Consider the following 15,121-nt stretch of genomic DNA (forward strand, 5'->3'; position numbering starts at 1 on the left):
TGAATATCCTCTGCAGCTTGTTTCGGTGCCGTTAGTAGGCGAAGGCCAGGACGTCGTCGGCTTCGGGCTTGCCGGGGGTACCGCCGGGCGGGGTATGGTCCTCGTTTTCGTCCGCCGGGGCGTGGGCCAGCTCGGGCATCGCGGACACGACGCCGCCGCGGATGTACTTCACGAGCAGCTTCACCTCGACCACCAGCAGCACCGCGTACACGGCGGTCAGCACTACCAGTGAGGTCAGCAGTTCCCCGGCGGAGACTCCCGGGGAGACCGCCGCCGCGGTGAACATAAAGACCTGGTCGATGCCGCTGAGGTCCGGGTTGGGCGCCACCACAAAGGGCTGCCGGCCCATTTCGGTGAAGATCCAGCCGGCGGCGTTCGCGCCGAAGGGGGCCAGGATGCCGAAGACGGCGAGCCGCATCAGTCCGCGGGAGGCGGGCACGGTGCCCTTGCGGGTGAGGAAGAGGGCCACCAGGGCTGCCAGCGCGGCCATTCCGCCGAAGCCGATCATCATCCGGAAGCCCCAGTAGGTGACTTCCATGACCGGGACGTACTGGATTTCCTGGCCGGCCCGGTCACCGTAGATCGGGTTGTCGGGCAGGTGGGTGCCGTAGTCGGCCTTGTACTGGTCCAGCAGGCTGTTCACGCCCTTGACCTCGGTGCTGAAGTCGCCCTTGGCCAGGAAGGACAGGATGCCGGGGACCTCGATGACGGCGACGACGTCGTCGCAGTTCTTGGAGCCGACGTTGCCGACGCTCAGGATGGAGAAGCCGGTGCCGTCGTGGCAGGCGGCCTCGGCCGCGGCCATCTTCATGGGCTGCTGTTCGAACATGAGCTTGCCCTGGAGGTCGCCGGTGGCCGCGGTGCCGGCGAAGGAGATCATCGCGACGACGGCGCCGATCCGCAGCGAGCGGATCCAGACGGCGTGGTCCGCGCGGTCCCGGCCCGGGATGGCGGACTCGCCGGGGATGACCGTACCGTCGGCGCCGACCGTGTCGATGCCGTCGTGGCGGCGGCGCCACAGGTGGTACCAGGCGATGCCCAGGAGGAAGGCGCCGGCGACGGCGAGGGCACCGAACAGCGTGTGCGGCACGGCCACGAGGGCGGTGTTGTTGGTGAAGACGGCCCAGGCGTCGGTCATCACGGGCCGGCCGTTGATCATCTCCACGCCCACGGGGTGCTGCATCCAGCTGTTGGCTACGATGATGAAGTAGGCCGAGAAGACCGAGCCGATGACGGCGATCCAGAGGCACGCCAGGTGGACGCCGCGCTTGAGCTGCTTCCAGCCGAAGATCCAGAGGCCCAGGAAGGTGGACTCAACGAAGAAGGCCAGCAGCGCCTCCATCGCGAGCGGCGCGCCGAAGACGTCCCCGACGAAGCGGCTGTACTCGCTCCAGGCCATGCCGAACTGGAACTCCTGCACGATTCCGGTGGCCACGCCCATGATGAAGTTGATCAGGAAGAGCTTGCCCCAGAACTTGGTCATCCGAAGGTACTCCGGCTTGCCGGTGCGGTACCAGAGCGTCTGGATCACGGCCACCACCAGGCCCAGGCCGATCGTGAGCGGCACCATCATGAAGTGGTAGACGGTGGTGATGCCGAATTGCCAGCGTGCGATTTCCAAGGCGTCCAAGGCAGTCCCTTTGGCTAGGTTCCCGAGAGTTTTGTACATTGCGTAGAACTAACTTCTACAGAGTGTAGAACAAATCCGCACCCTCCTGCACCCCAGCGTGACATGGCTCACCCCGCCCCGCAACGGAGCGCTCACGCGACCCTCGGAGGCGCGGAATCGGGCGCGCCAACGGGACACGGCGGCGATGTTCTACCTTATGTAGAAACTGGACGCAAAACGCGGTAAATTTAAAGCTGAAGTATTCAGCAACCGTCCGGCGCAGACACGGCGCCGGGCGGCACTCACGAAGGACATACGGAATGGCAAGTCTCGGCGAACTGGAACGGGCAGTGATGGACCTGCTCTGGGCAGGCCAGGAGGCTGCGACGGCGAACACCCTGCGGGATCTGCTGGCGCAGAGCACCCGGTCGCCCGAGGGCGCCGGCCACGAGGGCAAGGACCTGGCCGTGACCACGGTGCTGACCGTCCTTTCCCGGCTCGAGCGGAAGGGCCTCGTGGAGCGCGAACGCGGCACCCGCCCGCACCGCTACCAGGCCGTTTCCAGCCGCGCCGACCACACCGCGGAACTGATGCACGAGGTGCTCGGTTCCGCCCCGGACCGCGAGGCCGTGCTGGCGCGCTTCATCGGCTCCGTCTCCGCGACCGAGGCTGAAACGCTGCGCAAACTGCTGGACCACAGCTAACACCGGATGTTCTGGACCTCATATTTTCTGGCGGTCCTGGCGATAGTACTGGCGTGGCCGGTGCCTATCCTGCTCTCCCGTGCCCAGTGGCCGGCCCGTTCCCCCTTTACGGCCATGCTGCTCTGGCAGGCGATCGCCCTCGCCGGCGGCCTCTCCATGATCGGCGCCATGCTCGTCTATGGCCTGGAACCGGTCGGGGACAACCTGCTGGCCGGACTCCGGTCGCTGGCGGGCATGGTCTTCCGCAACGAGCCCACCACGGCGCTGGGCTTCTGGCACATCTTCGCGCTCTCCGCCGCAGCGCTGCTGAGCGCCCACCTGGTCTTCACCCTGCTGCTGACCTACTACAAGATCCAGCGCCAGCGCCGGCGCCACCGCGAGTTACTGGCACTGCTGGCCTCGCCCTCGGCCGACGGGCCCCGGACCATGGTGATCAGCCATGACTCGCCCGTGGCGTACTGCCTGCCGGGCGGCGCCCGCTCGGTCACGGTGCTCTCGGACGGCCTGATGGCGGCCTTGGAACCTGACGAGCTGCGCGCGGTCCTGATCCACGAAAACACGCACTTGAGCCAGCGCCACCACCTGCTGCTCTGGGCCTTCGCGGCCTGGCGGCAAGCCCTGCCCTGGCTGCCGACCACCCGGCTGGCCCAGGAGGCGGTCAACTCGCTGATCGAGATGCTGGCCGACGACGTCGCGCTCAAGACCGAAAGCAGGGCCACCCTGATCAAGGCGATCGCGATCGTGGCGAGCGGCTCCGCCGGTGCGGCTGCTGCCCCGGCGCTGCCCGCGGCCCGGATGGCGTTCGGCGACCCCGGTGCGGAGGCCGACGCCGGCCAGCCCGGAGCCACCGGGGGTGCCGGGTCGGCGGCCACAACCGCCTCGCGTGTCAGCCGGCTGCTCTCCCCCCGGCCGCCGCTGCCGGAGCCGCTGCGCTACGCGGTGCTCGGCGCCTGCCTGCTGCTGCTGGCGGTGCCCACGGCGCTGCTGATCGTCCCCGGACTGCTCGGCTGAGCCGGGTTCCCCGGGCTCCCGAACGGCCCGGCTTCCCGAAGCCGGGCGTATGGGGCGCCGGTCAGGCGTCGATGCGCTCCCGGTCCAGGCTCGCGGCCCCGGCGATGATGAAGTCCTTGCGTGGGGCCACGTCGGAGCCCATCAGCAGGTCGAAGGTTTCCTCGGCCTGCTTGGCGTTCTCGATCCCGACCTTGCGCAGCGTGCGGTGCCGCGGGTCCATCGTGGTTTCGGCCAGCTGCTCCGCGTCCATTTCGCCCAGGCCCTTGTAGCGCTGGATCGGCTCCTTGTACCGCTTGCCCTCCTTGGCGAGCCGGGCCAGCAGCACGTGCAGTTCCGCCTCCGAGTACGTGTAGATCATCTCGTTGGCCTTCTGGCCGGCATTGATGACCTCCACCCGGTGCAGCGGCGGGACGGCGGCGAAGACGCGGCCCTCGTCGATCATCGGGCGCATGTAGCGGAAGAACAGGGTCAGCAGCAGGGTCCGGATGTGCGCGCCGTCGACGTCGGCGTCGGTCATCAGGATGACCTTGCCGTAGCGGGCCGCACTGATGTCGAAGCTGCGGCCCGAGCCGGCGCCGACCACCTGGATCAGGGCGGCGCACTCGGCGTTGGAGAGCATATCCCCCACGGAGGCCTTCTGGACGTTCAGGATCTTGCCGCGGATCGGCAGCAGCGCCTGGAAGTCGGAGGAGCGGGCCAGCTTGGCGGTGCCGAGGGCGGAGTCACCTTCCACGATGAACAGCTCCGAGCGTCCGACGTCGTCCGTCCGGCAGTCCGCGAGCTTGGTGGGCATCGAGGAGGTCTCCAGCGCGTTCTTGCGGCGCTGCGTCTCCTTGTGGACGCGGGCCGAGATGCGGGACTTCATCTCGCTGACGACCTTTTCCAGCAGCAGCGCCGACTGGGCCTTGTCATTGCGGTTGGACGAGGTGAGCTTGGCGTTGATCTCCTGCTCCACCACCTTGGCCACAATGGCCCGGACGGCCGAGGTGCCGAGGATCTCCTTGGTCTGGCCTTCGAACTGCGGTTCGGCGAGGCGGACCGTGAGCACGGCTGTCAGCCCGGCGAAGATGTCGTCCTTTTCGATTTTGTCGTTGCCGGCCTTGAGCTTGCGGGCGTTGGTTTCCACGGCCTTGCGGAAGGTCTTGAGCAGCGCCTGCTCGAAGCCGGACTGGTGAGTGCCGCCCTTGGGGGTGGAGATGATGTTCACGAAGCTCCGCACCGTGCTGTCGTAGCCGATGCCCCAGCGCAGGGCGACGTCCACCTCGCAGTCGCGCTCCACTTCGGCGAGCTGGCTGTGGCCGCGTTCGTCCAGGACGGGGACTGTTTCCTTGAACTTGCCGGCGCCGTGCAGCCGCCAGACGTCGGTGACAGCGGGGTCGGCAGCGAGGAACTCGACGAACTCGGAAATGCCGCCGTCGTGGTGGAAGACCTCCTCGTGCGGGCCGGACTCGCCGGGGGTGCCGGCGACCCGGCGCTCGTCCCGCACAGTGAGCTTCAGCCCGGGGACCAGGAAGGAGGTCTGCCGGGCGCGGGCGGCAAGCTCGTCGTAGGAGAACTTCGCGTCCGGGGTGAAGATCTGCCGGTCGGCCCAGTAGCGGATCCGGGTGCCGGTGACGCCGCGCTTGGCCTTGCCGATGACGTCGAGCACGGAACCGTCGACGAAGGGCTCGAAGACGGCGGCGGGGTCCGGCTTGGTGCCCGGGTCTTTGAAACGGCCCGGCTCGCCCCGGCGGAAGGACATCTTGTAGGTCTTCCCGCCGCGGTCCACTTCGACATCCAGCCGGGAGGACAGGGCGTTCACGACCGAGGCGCCGACGCCGTGCAGGCCGCCGGAAGCTGTGTAGGAACCGCCGCCGAACTTGCCGCCGGCGTGCAGCTTGGTGAAGACGACCTCGACGCCGGTGAGTCCGGTCTTGGGTTCAACGTCGATCGGGATGCCGCGGCCGTCGTCGTGGATCTCCACCGAGTTGTCCGCGTGCAGGATGATCTTGATGTCGTGGCCGAAGCCGGCGAGGGCTTCGTCGACCGAGTTGTCGATGATCTCCCAGAGGCAGTGCATCAGACCGCGGGAGTCGGTGGAGCCGATGTACATGCCCGGGCGCTTGCGGACGGCCTCAAGGCCTTCCAGCACGGAGAGATGCCGGGCGGTGTAATCAGAACTTGGGGCCACGGGTCGGAAACTCCTTCAGGGATGAAACGTAAAGACGCTCTTAATAGGTTAGTCGGCTTGCGGCCCGACGCCGGGTTGCCACTCCCCCGAAGGGACAAGCCGGCGGTCATCGCTGCCGGAGCCGTTATTGAGCCGTGATACGCGGACAGCGAAAGTGGCCCATCCTTGCCATGGAATGTCTGCGAATACTGGTTATATAGATGTATCGATCTACTAAGGAGGCCGAACATGACAACAGCAGTTGCGGACCGCACACTCACCACCGTTGACCGGTGCGACCGTTGCGGAGCTCAGGCATACGTCCGGGTTGTTCTCGGAGCCTCCGGCGGTGAACTGCTCTTCTGCGCTCACCACGCACGCGCCGTTGAACCGAACCTTCGCCCGCTCAGTTGCGACTGGCACGACGAGACGGGCCGCCTCAACGAGAAGGCACCGGTTCCGGTCGACTAGACGTCCACTCAAGAAGGGCCCCTCCGTTGCGGAGGGGCCCTTCTGCGTTAACCGCCGGGATGACTCACACCGCCGGGTTGTCGCTGCCGGGTTCTCGCTGCGGCTTAACGAGATACGCGGGGCCGGTTCCCGCCCGTGGATCCGTGGACCATGGGCGGGAACCGGCCCCGCGTTGCCTGAGGCGGTGCTTAGTCCAGGTAGTCCCGCAGGACCTGAGAGCGGGATGGGTGGCGCAGCTTGGACATGGTCTTCGATTCGATCTGGCGGATGCGCTCGCGCGTGACGCCGTAGACCTTTCCGATTTCGTCTAAAGTCTTCGGCTGGCCGTCGGTCAGCCCGAAGCGCATCGCGACGACGCCGGCCTCGCGCTCGGAGAGCGTGTCCAGCACCGAGTGCAGCTGTTCCTGCAGCAGGGTGAAGCTCACGGCGTCGGCCGGAACGACTGCCTCGGAGTCCTCGATCAGGTCACCGAACTCGGAGTCGCCGTCTTCACCCAGCGGGGTGTGCAGCGAGATCGGTTCGCGGCCGTACTTCTGGACCTCGACAACCTTCTCCGGGGTCATGTCCAGCTCAAGGGCCAGCTCTTCCGGGGTGGGTTCGCGGCCGAGGTCCTGCAGCATCTGGCGCTGGACGCGGGCCAGCTTGTTGATGACTTCCACCATGTGCACCGGGATGCGGATGGTGCGGGCCTGATCGGCCATGGCGCGGGTGATCGCCTGGCGGATCCACCAGGTGGCGTAGGTGGAGAACTTGAAGCCCTTGGTGTAGTCGAACTTCTCGACCGCACGGATCAGGCCCAGGTTGCCTTCCTGGATGAGGTCCAGGAACAGCATGCCGCGGCCGGTGTAGCGCTTGGCCAGTGAGACCACGAGGCGGAGGTTGGCTTCCAGCAGGTGGTTCTTGGCGCGCTTGCCGTCGTGGATGACGAATTCGAGTTCACGCTTGAGCTTCGGGTCCATGGAGCCGTCGTCAGCCGCGATCTTCTCCTCGGCAAAGAGGCCCGCCTCAATGCGCAGGGCGAGGTCCACTTCCTGCTCGGCGTTCAACAGGGCGACCTTGCCGATCTGCTTCAGGTAGTCCTTGACCGGATCGGCGGTGGCGCCGGCGGACATGACCTGCTGCACGGGGGCGTCGTCGTCGTCGGCATCGGAGTAGACGAAGCCGGAGCCGGTGGTGGCTGCTGCCGCCTTGCCTGCTACTTCTTCGCCGTCTTCGCCGAGCTCGGCGGCGTCGGGGGTCACGTCATCGAGTTCCTCGTCGACCTCAACGTCGTCGGAGTCCTCGTCTCGGGACTTGCTGGCGGCTTCGGCCGCGGCTTTGGCGCCGGGCTTGGGCCCGCGCTTCTTGGGCTCAGGCTTGGCGGCTGCCGTGGCGGAGTCATCGCCCGCGGCGGAGGCTGCGTCTTTGGCGGCCTTGTTGGCTGCACGCGTGGCGGCACGCTTGGCGTTTGCCGCCGCCTTCTTCTCCTCGGGAGACAATACGGCCTGGTCGGCGGGTTCCTTCTTCGCGGAAGACGGGGTCACAGAAAACCTTTCTAGCAGCGGTCTGTGGAATCGCCATACGGGCAACACCACTATGACCCTGTCAAGTCCGTGTTTGACATCAAGCGCAATCACGACCAGCAGAGCCACTTAGTAGAACTGCCGGAGCGACCGTAATGTTCCCTGTTTCCAAGGTTCCTTACCCGCACTCAATCCACGGACCCAACCGGGTCTCGCCAACTATTGTCTCACGATTTTCCGGATCGGGAGCCTCGGAGAACCCGTCGCCACGCAATATGGCGCATCTGGCCTCCGGGGCTCAGGCGGCGTTTGGGTCGAACTTCTGCCAGGCAGCGTCCCTCCGCCTCGCCCAGCCGCACAAGGTTCCCCGGCGGCCCAGCTCTGCCAGCAATTCGGCCAGCCGGTAGCCGGGCAGGGCTGCGCCGGCGGCGGTGAACAGTGCGTCGGCGAACGACCCGCGGCCGCGGCACCATTCAATCCAGCCCCGGCCAGTGAGGGCCGCGGCCCGGGCTTCACCGCCGCCGCAGCCGCCGAGGCGCACGAGGACCCGGTCGAGGCCGGCCAGGCGCGCCCAGTCGGGCGTCGGCGGCGCCAGGCCCAGCAGCACCTCCCCGTAACCCGGAACCGCCCCGACCTCGGAAGATTCCCTGCGCGCCACGGCGTCCCCCGGCGCACTGGGCGCACCGGGCGCTGTGACGGCTGCTGGCGCCGCGAGGGGGAAGCCGTCGAGTTCGGGCAGCGCGGCGGGCGTGCCCGGGCCGCCGTCGAACAGGCCAAACTCCTCAGCCCCGGCCTCGGCGGCGGGCCGCCCGGCGGCAGCCATCACGAGAACCGCGTCCCGCCACGATGCCACGCACAGAGTGGCCCGCAGGTACCCGGCGAGGTTGGCCGGCAGGGCGGCGGGCAGCACACCGGGCTGCTGCCCTGATGCGGCCGGTGCCACCGGGCGCCCGGCGGCATTCAGTACGCGCTCCCAGACATCGAGCACCGCCTGGAACTGCGCCCGGTCCCGCCACCGGCCCGAAAATTCCTGCGCCCAGCGTTCCTCGGCCTCCAGTGCGGCCGGAGCGTCCTGCGCCGTTGTGCCCGCCGGGGCGGGAAGGCCGGGGACGGCACCCACGCTGCTGCCCCGGAAGACCAGCTCAGCGTTGAGCCGGCTGTTCCTGATTTCCTCGATCGGACGGCCCGGCGGCGCGCAGCAGGAGGGGTCGGTGCAGTGGGCGTTGCGCCAGTACCGCTCCCCGATCAGCCAGGCGTCCCGGACCGGCAGTCCCGCCGCACCGAGGGTTCGCTCCAGTTCGCGCAGGAGCCGGGCCAGTGCGGGAGAGCCGGAGCTGCCGGCATCGGGACCGGAGCCACCCGTGCCGGGAACGCCATCCGGCGGGCCGCCGTCGGCGATGTCCTCCCCCGGCGGGCCGGCGAAGACCGCCAGCAGGGCGCCGTCGGCCTCCTCATCGGCCTCAAGGTAGTCGCGGATTGTCCGCGCAAAAGCGGCCAGCGCGGGCCCTCGGCAGCGGGAGGGCTCCGGGAGGTCGACGCGCAGGGTGGCGCCGAGCCGCTTTCCCTGCAGCGTCATGGCCACGAGGCTGTTGGCCGGCCAGTAGCCCAGCGAATGCGGGATGAAGCCGAGGATGTCCTCGGGGCCGGTGATCTTCAGATGGTCGGGGGCTGTCATAGCCCCAGCTTCACCCGCGCCGGCAGCGGCTGTCAGGCCCGGTGCTTCCTATGTGGACAAACGCGCTATGTGGACAAACGCGGAGAAGAGCAGCGGTCAGGGGGTGCGCCGGCGCTCGGCGACGAGCCGGCGCTGCCGGGCCAGCGACTGGAGCAGCGGCGGCACCACCACGCCTTGCGCCGCCATCTGACGGCGCACCTTCCGTCGGGTGATCAGGATGGCCGTGGCGCCCGCGACCAGCAGCAGGAACTGCACGCTCAACGCGAGCCGGAACGCGCCCAGGCTGTAGAGCCCCTCCGGCGAAAGCCCGGCCAGGTGCAGCGCGTCCAGGGCCACGCCAATCAGGAAGATGGACAGCAGCGCGGCGATGAAGCCGCCCACGTTTACGATCCCGGTGGCGGTCCCGATCCGGTGGGCGGGGTTGAAGGTCCTGGCAAAGTCGAAGCCGATCATCGAGCCGGGGCCGCCGACAGCCAGGACCACCACCAGCCCGGCCAGCAACCAGAGCGGCGAGCGGGCCGGCTGGAGCAGCACCGCGGCCCATGCCACTGCGGTGGCACCGGAGATCAGCAGCACCATCGTGGAGCGGCGCAGCGGGTGGCGGGCCACGAAGCTGCCCATCAGCGGCCCGGCGACAATCGCGGCGGCCACGTACAGCGCCATCAGGGCAGACACCGTTCCGGTATCCAGACCCTGCGCCGAAATCAGGAAGGGGTACCCCCAGGTCATCGCGAAGACGGTGCCGCTGAACTGCACGGTGAAGTGGCTCCATAGGCCCAGCCGGGTACCCGGTTGCCGCCAGGCCCGGGACAGGGACACCCCGGTGGCGCGGAGCCCCTGAGAGGGTTCCGGAGCGGGATGGCCGGGCGGCACGTCCTGCAACAGCACCACCACCAACACGACGGCGAGCCCGGACATGCCGGCCAGGGTCAGGAACGCCGGCGTCCAACCCGCGGAGTGCAGGATCAGCGCGAACGGTACCACGGAAAACAGCTGTCCCAGCTGGCCGGACATGCCGGTCAGCTGGGTGAGCAGCGGCACCCGCGACGGTGCGAACCAGAGCGGGATCAGCCGGATCACGGAGACGAAGGTCATGGCGTCGCCGGCGCCCACCAGCACGCGGCCCAGCACACCGCCGGGGATGCTGTCGGCGAAGGCCAGCTGGAGCTGGCCGAAGCCCATCAGCAGGGCGCCGCATGCGAGCATGGCGCGCGAGCCGAAGCGGTCCACCAGCACTCCCACCGGGATCTGCAGGGCCGCGTACACCAGCAGTTGCAGCACGGTGAAGAAGGAGATTTCGGCGGCGCTGGCGTGGAAGCGGGCCGTGGCCTCAAGGCCAACCACGCCGAAGGAGGTGCGCTGGCTGACCGCCACCAGGTACGCGAAGACCCCGATGATCCAGATCAGCCAGGCGCGGGGGGAAGTCACTCCCCTATTATGCCTCGGACCGTCATAAATAGTATTTATTCGCCGGGTTCTTTACGGGCCAGGTATGCCTCTACGGCGGCGCCGAGTGCGTCGGCGTTCGGGAGCTGGTCGTTCTCGTCTGCGAGCAGGGAGCGGCGCACCGTGCCCTCGGCCTTTTCGTCATACCGGGTTTCCAGCCGGGAGACGACCTGCTGGACTTCCTCGGAGGCGTCGATCTGCTGTGCGATCTGCCGGCCGACTTCGCGGCCCGCTTCGCGGAGCCGGTCCGTGGGGAGCATCAGCGAGGTCGCCGCGCCGAGGTACTCCAGGCCGGCGACGGCGGCCGTGGGGTATTCGGCTTCCGCCAGGTAATGCGGGACATGGATCACGTAGCCGGCGATGTTCCGTCCCGCCTCGACCAGACGCAGTTCAAGGACGTGGCCGACGGCGGCCGGCACCTCGACGGTCGGCTTCCAGACGGAGATCCCCTCGATCAGTTCCGGCCGGTTGCCGTGCACGGTGACCCCCACCGGGCGGGTGTGTGGCACAGGCATCGGGATGGAGTGGATCCAGGCCGCCAAATTGACGTCAAGTTCCTCCACGAGGCCCACCACGGCGCGGGCGAAGCGCTCCCACTGCAGGTCCGGCTCGAACCCGGCCAGCAGCAGGAACGGCTTGCCGAGCCCGTCCTGCAGCCGGTACAGGGCCAGGCGCGGGGCCTGGTAGTCCTGCAGGTGGTCCTCGACGAAGCTCACCTGCGGCCGCCGCGACCGGTAGTCGATCAGCTGGTCGGCGTCGAACTCGGCGACGAGTTCGGAGTCGAGGGTGTCAAGCAGTTCCGCGGTGATCTGTTTGACGACGTGGCCGGCATCGGCGAAGCCGGTGAAGCCCATCAGCAGGTTGAGCCCGCGCAGCTCGGGGCTGCGGAACAGCGCGTCATCACGGACGTAAAGGGTTTGTGGGTCCAGCAGGGAGCCGGAAATCCGTTCCATCACGGCATGTTCCTTTCGCAGTAGCAGGTAGAGGGGCGGCGGAGCCAAAGGGCGTGGCTCCCCCTCGGGGTGCCGACGTGCCGATACCTGATACAACGCCCCGCCGGCCGGGGTAATTCCTGCCGCGAGTGTGGTCCAGCTCTCATTAAATTGAACTCCGGCGTCGGGGAGAGACTACGATCGGAGCTGGCCTTATAGATGGCCTTGCAGACACCGGATCGCGTGCAATGGCGACGGTGGCTCAGGTACCCGTGGCAGGGCGCCTAACATGCAGTTCCTGCCGAAAAATCACAGAGAATTGAGGACTGTCCTCGTGGTCAAGAATACCGAAGTCAAACTGAGCGCGATCGCCGGAGACTTGAAGAAGTCGCCGTCCGACGCCCTCGTCGTGGGCGTGGGCCAGGGCACCGACGGCCCCGTGCTGCTTGAGAACCCGCTGTCGGCCAAGGCGGCCGAGGCGCTCGCCGAGTCCCTGGCCGTTCTTGGCCTCACCGGCGCCGCCGACCAGGCGCACCGCCTCCCCGGCCTCCCCGAGGCCGGGGCACCCGTCCTGGTCCTGGCCGGCGTCGGCAAGGTCGCCGCGGGCACCCCGCTCTCCGAGGAAGCACTGCGGCGGGCGGCCGGCTCGGCCGTGCGCCAGCTCGCCGGCGTCGCCACCGTCACGCTCGCCCTGCCGACGCCGAGCCTCGCCGCGGTCGCGGCCGTCGCCGAAGGCGCCGCGATGGGTGCCTACTCCTTCAACGAGTACCGCACCGCCAAGGACAGCATCAAGGACCCGGTCAAGAATGTCCGCATCCTCACCGACTTCGCCGCGGACAAGGCACTCACTCCCGTGCTCGAGCGCGCCGCCCTGATCGGCAAAGCCGTCAACGCCACCCGCACGCTGGTCAACCAGCCGCCGAGCCACCTCTTCCCCGAGTCGTTCGCCGACGCCGCCAAGGAACTGGCCAAGGGCCTGCCGGTCAAGGTCACCGTCTGGGACGAGAAGCGCCTGGAGAAGGACGGCTTCGGCGGCATCCTCGGCGTCGGCAAGGGCTCCACCCGGCAGCCGCGCCTGGTCAAGGTCGAATACGCCCCCGCCAAGGCCACGGCCAAGATCGCCCTCGTGGGCAAGGGCATCACCTTCGATACCGGCGGAATCTCGCTCAAGCCGCACCTCGGCATGGGCGACATGAAGTCCGACATGGCCGGCGCCGCCGTCGTGCTGAACACCGTCCTGGCCCTCGCGGAACTGGGCCTGCCGGTCAAGGCGACCGCATGGCTGTGCATCGCGGAGAACATGCCTTCCGGCGCCGCGCAGCGCCCCGCCGACGTGCTGACCATCTTCGGCGGCAAGACCGTCGAGGTCCTGAACACCGACGCCGAGGGCCGCCTGGTCATGGCCGACGGCATCGTCGCTGCCAGCCAGGAGTACCCGGACGCGATCATCGACGTCGCCACCCTCACGGGCGCGCAGCTGATTGCCCTGGGCGACCGCACCGCCGGCGTGATGGGTTCCGATTCCGTCACCGGCGCGCTCAAGGCCGCCGCGGACCGTGCCGGCGAGCTTGTCTGGCCGATGCCGCTGCCGGAGGAGCTGCGCCCCAGCCTGGACTCGCAGGTCGCGGACATCGCCAACATCGGCGAACGCCATGGCGGCATGATGACGGCCGCCGTATTCCTGCGCGAATTCGTCGGCAAGGGCAAGGACGGGGAGCAGATCCCCTGGGCCCACATCGACATCGCCGGCCCGTCGTTCAACAACGGCAGCCCCTACGGCTACAACCACAAGCAGGGCACCGGCTGCACCGTGCGGACTTTGGTGGCCTATGTCGAGGACATTCTCGCCACGGCCGTCTAGGCAGGGTCGCGGCCTTGTGGCCGGGGCTGATACCCCGGCCACAAGGCCGCGTGACACTGGACACAAGCGCTCCACAAACGCCACGGCAAGGTGGAGCATGTATTAGTGGTTCGCTAAGGTGAACCGTAGTTTCAAAGCAATTAGCTTCACAGAAGTAATTCCAAACGAAAGGGAACCGGCCTGCTGGCATAATCACGGCAGACAGTTCCAAGACCAGATGATGCGTACTCTCGTGTCATCGTTCACGCGAGGGAGCGTTTTAGTGGCCGATCAGGCAACTGCGCAAGAATTCGACATCCTGGTACTCGGTGGAGGCAGCGGCGGCTACGCAACTGCGCTCCGCGCCGTCCAGCTCGGCCTCACGGTCGGCCTCATCGAAAAGGGAAAGCTCGGCGGCACCTGCCTGCACAACGGCTGCATCCCCACCAAGGCCCTGCTGCACTCCGCGGAACTGGCCGACCACGCCCGTGACTCCGCCAAGTACGGCGTCAACGTGACCCTGGACAGCATCGACATCAACGCGGTCAACGCCTACAAGGACGGCATCATTGCCGGCAAGTTCAAGGGCCTCCAGGGACTCATCAAGGGCAAAAAGGGCATCACCGTCATTGAGGGCGAGGGCAAGCTCCAGGGCACCGACACCGTCGTCGTGAACGGCACCGCGTACAAGGGCAAGAACATCGTCCTCGCGACCGGCTCGTACTCCCGCACCCTGCCCGGCCTGGAAATCGGCGGCAAGGTCATCACCTCCGACGAAGCTCTCACCATGGACTTCATCCCGAAGAGCGCCATCATCCTCGGCGGCGGCGTGATCGGCGTCGAGTTCGCCTCGGTCTGGAAGTCCTTCGGCGTCGACGTCACCATCGTCGAAGGCCTGCCGTCCCTCGTCCCGAACGAGGACGCGACGATCGTCAAGAGCTTCGAACGCGCCTTCAAGAAGCGCGGCATCAAGTTCTCCACCGGCGTCTTCTTCCAGGGCGTTGAGCAGAACGACGACGGCGTCAAGGTCACCCTCGTGGACGGCAAGACGTTCGAAGCCGACCTCATGCTGGTCGCCGTCGGCCGCGGCCCGGTCACGGCCAACCTCGGCTACGAAGAGGCCGGGCTGACGATCGACCGCGGTTTCGTCATCACCAACGAACGCCTGCACACCGGCGTCGGCAACATCTACGCCGTGGGCGACATCGTCCCGGGCGTCCAGCTCGCACACCGCGGCTACCAGCAGGGCATCTTCGTGGCCGAGGAGATCGCCGGCCTCAAGCCCGTCGTGGTGGAAGACGTCAACATCCCCAAGGTCACCTACTCCGAGCCGGAGATCGCGACCGTGGGCTACACCGAGAAGGCCGCCAAGGCCAAGTTCGGTGACGACCAGATCGAAACCCAGGAATACAACCTCGCTGGCAACGGCAAGAGCTCCATCCTGGGCACGTCCGGCCTCGTCAAGCTGGTCCGCCAGAAGGACGGCCCCGTCGTCGGCGTCCACATGATCGGCGCCCGCATGGGCGAGCAGATCGGCGAGGCCCAGCTGATCGTGAACTGGGAAGCCTACCCGGAGGACGTGGCCCAGCTGGTGCACGCCCACCCGACGCAGAACGAGTCCCTCGGCGAAGCCCACCTGGCCCTCGCCGGGAAGCCCCTGCACGGGTAGCAGTTCCGCCCGCACCATCGCAAGACCACCGTGCTTAGTGCATCCGGCCGAAAAAGCCGGGTGCACTAAGCTCGAACCAGGCAGCAACCATCCGCACCAAAGATCAATAAGGA

Annotated in this window: 11 protein-coding genes; 5 read left to right on the forward strand and 6 right to left on the reverse strand. The window is 67.7% G+C overall.

Annotation, left to right across the window (positions count from 1 at the left end):
* Positions 1–31: 31 nt before the first annotated feature.
* Complete coding sequence (locus ACZ5Z0_RS02850) at positions 32–1,630, reverse strand: cytochrome ubiquinol oxidase subunit I (RefSeq protein WP_464109802.1); 1,599 nt, start codon at positions 1,628–1,630, stop codon at positions 32–34.
* Positions 1,631–1,929: 299 nt separating this feature from the next.
* Here ACZ5Z0_RS02850 and ACZ5Z0_RS02855 point away from each other — a divergent pair, with 299 nt between their 5' ends.
* Complete coding sequence (locus ACZ5Z0_RS02855; RefSeq protein ID WP_464109803.1) at positions 1,930–2,313, forward strand: BlaI/MecI/CopY family transcriptional regulator; 384 nt, start codon at positions 1,930–1,932, stop codon at positions 2,311–2,313.
* A 6-nt stretch (positions 2,314–2,319) separates the two neighbouring features.
* Positions 2,320–3,324: a M56 family metallopeptidase gene (locus tag ACZ5Z0_RS02860; protein WP_464109804.1), complete on the forward strand. Its 1,005-nt coding sequence runs from the start codon at positions 2,320–2,322 to the stop codon at positions 3,322–3,324.
* Positions 3,325–3,385: 61 nt separating this feature from the next.
* On the opposite strand, the gene ACZ5Z0_RS02865 is transcribed toward ACZ5Z0_RS02860, so the two are convergent.
* A complete protein-coding gene (locus tag ACZ5Z0_RS02865) occupies positions 3,386–5,494 on the reverse strand; it encodes a DNA gyrase/topoisomerase IV subunit B (RefSeq protein WP_464109805.1) in 2,109 nt (702 codons plus the stop codon).
* A 228-nt stretch (positions 5,495–5,722) separates the two neighbouring features.
* Between ACZ5Z0_RS02865 and ACZ5Z0_RS02870 the strand changes: the two genes are divergently transcribed.
* The gene (locus ACZ5Z0_RS02870; RefSeq protein ID WP_464109806.1) at positions 5,723–5,944 is read left to right on the forward strand and encodes a DUF7455 domain-containing protein; all 222 of its coding nucleotides are present in this window, start codon (positions 5,723–5,725) and stop codon (positions 5,942–5,944) included.
* 188 nt (positions 5,945–6,132) lie between these two features.
* Here ACZ5Z0_RS02870 and ACZ5Z0_RS02875 read toward each other — a convergent pair whose 3' ends face one another.
* The 4 genes from ACZ5Z0_RS02875 to ACZ5Z0_RS02890 all read right to left on the reverse strand — a co-directional run bounded on the left by ACZ5Z0_RS02875 (position 6,133) and on the right by ACZ5Z0_RS02890 (position 11,523).
* Positions 6,133–7,467 carry an RNA polymerase sigma factor gene (locus ACZ5Z0_RS02875; RefSeq protein WP_464109807.1) on the reverse strand — a complete coding sequence of 445 codons (1,335 nt, stop codon included), beginning with the start codon at positions 7,465–7,467 and terminating at the stop codon, positions 6,133–6,135.
* Positions 7,468–7,744: 277 nt separating this feature from the next.
* Complete coding sequence (locus ACZ5Z0_RS02880) at positions 7,745–9,121, reverse strand: DUF4192 family protein (protein WP_464109808.1); 1,377 nt, start codon at positions 9,119–9,121, stop codon at positions 7,745–7,747.
* Between the two features lie 96 nt (positions 9,122–9,217).
* On the reverse strand, positions 9,218–10,549 hold the full coding sequence (locus ACZ5Z0_RS02885) for an MFS transporter (protein ID WP_464109809.1): 1,332 nt from the start codon (positions 10,547–10,549) through the stop codon (positions 9,218–9,220).
* A 35-nt stretch (positions 10,550–10,584) separates the two neighbouring features.
* The gene (locus tag ACZ5Z0_RS02890) at positions 10,585–11,523 is read right to left on the reverse strand and encodes a proteasome assembly chaperone family protein (protein ID WP_464109810.1); all 939 of its coding nucleotides are present in this window, start codon (positions 11,521–11,523) and stop codon (positions 10,585–10,587) included.
* Positions 11,524–11,833: 310 nt separating this feature from the next.
* On the opposite strand from ACZ5Z0_RS02890, the gene ACZ5Z0_RS02895 reads away from it, so the two are divergent.
* Positions 11,834–13,360, forward strand: a complete 1,527-nt coding sequence (locus ACZ5Z0_RS02895) for a leucyl aminopeptidase (RefSeq protein ID WP_464109811.1) — start codon at positions 11,834–11,836, stop codon at positions 13,358–13,360.
* 262 nt (positions 13,361–13,622) lie between these two features.
* Positions 13,623–15,008, forward strand: a complete 1,386-nt coding sequence (gene lpdA, locus ACZ5Z0_RS02900) for a dihydrolipoyl dehydrogenase (RefSeq protein WP_464109812.1) — start codon at positions 13,623–13,625, stop codon at positions 15,006–15,008.
* Positions 15,009–15,121 lie beyond the last annotated feature (113 nt).

The organism is Arthrobacter sp. T2-23, assembly GCF_055398325.1.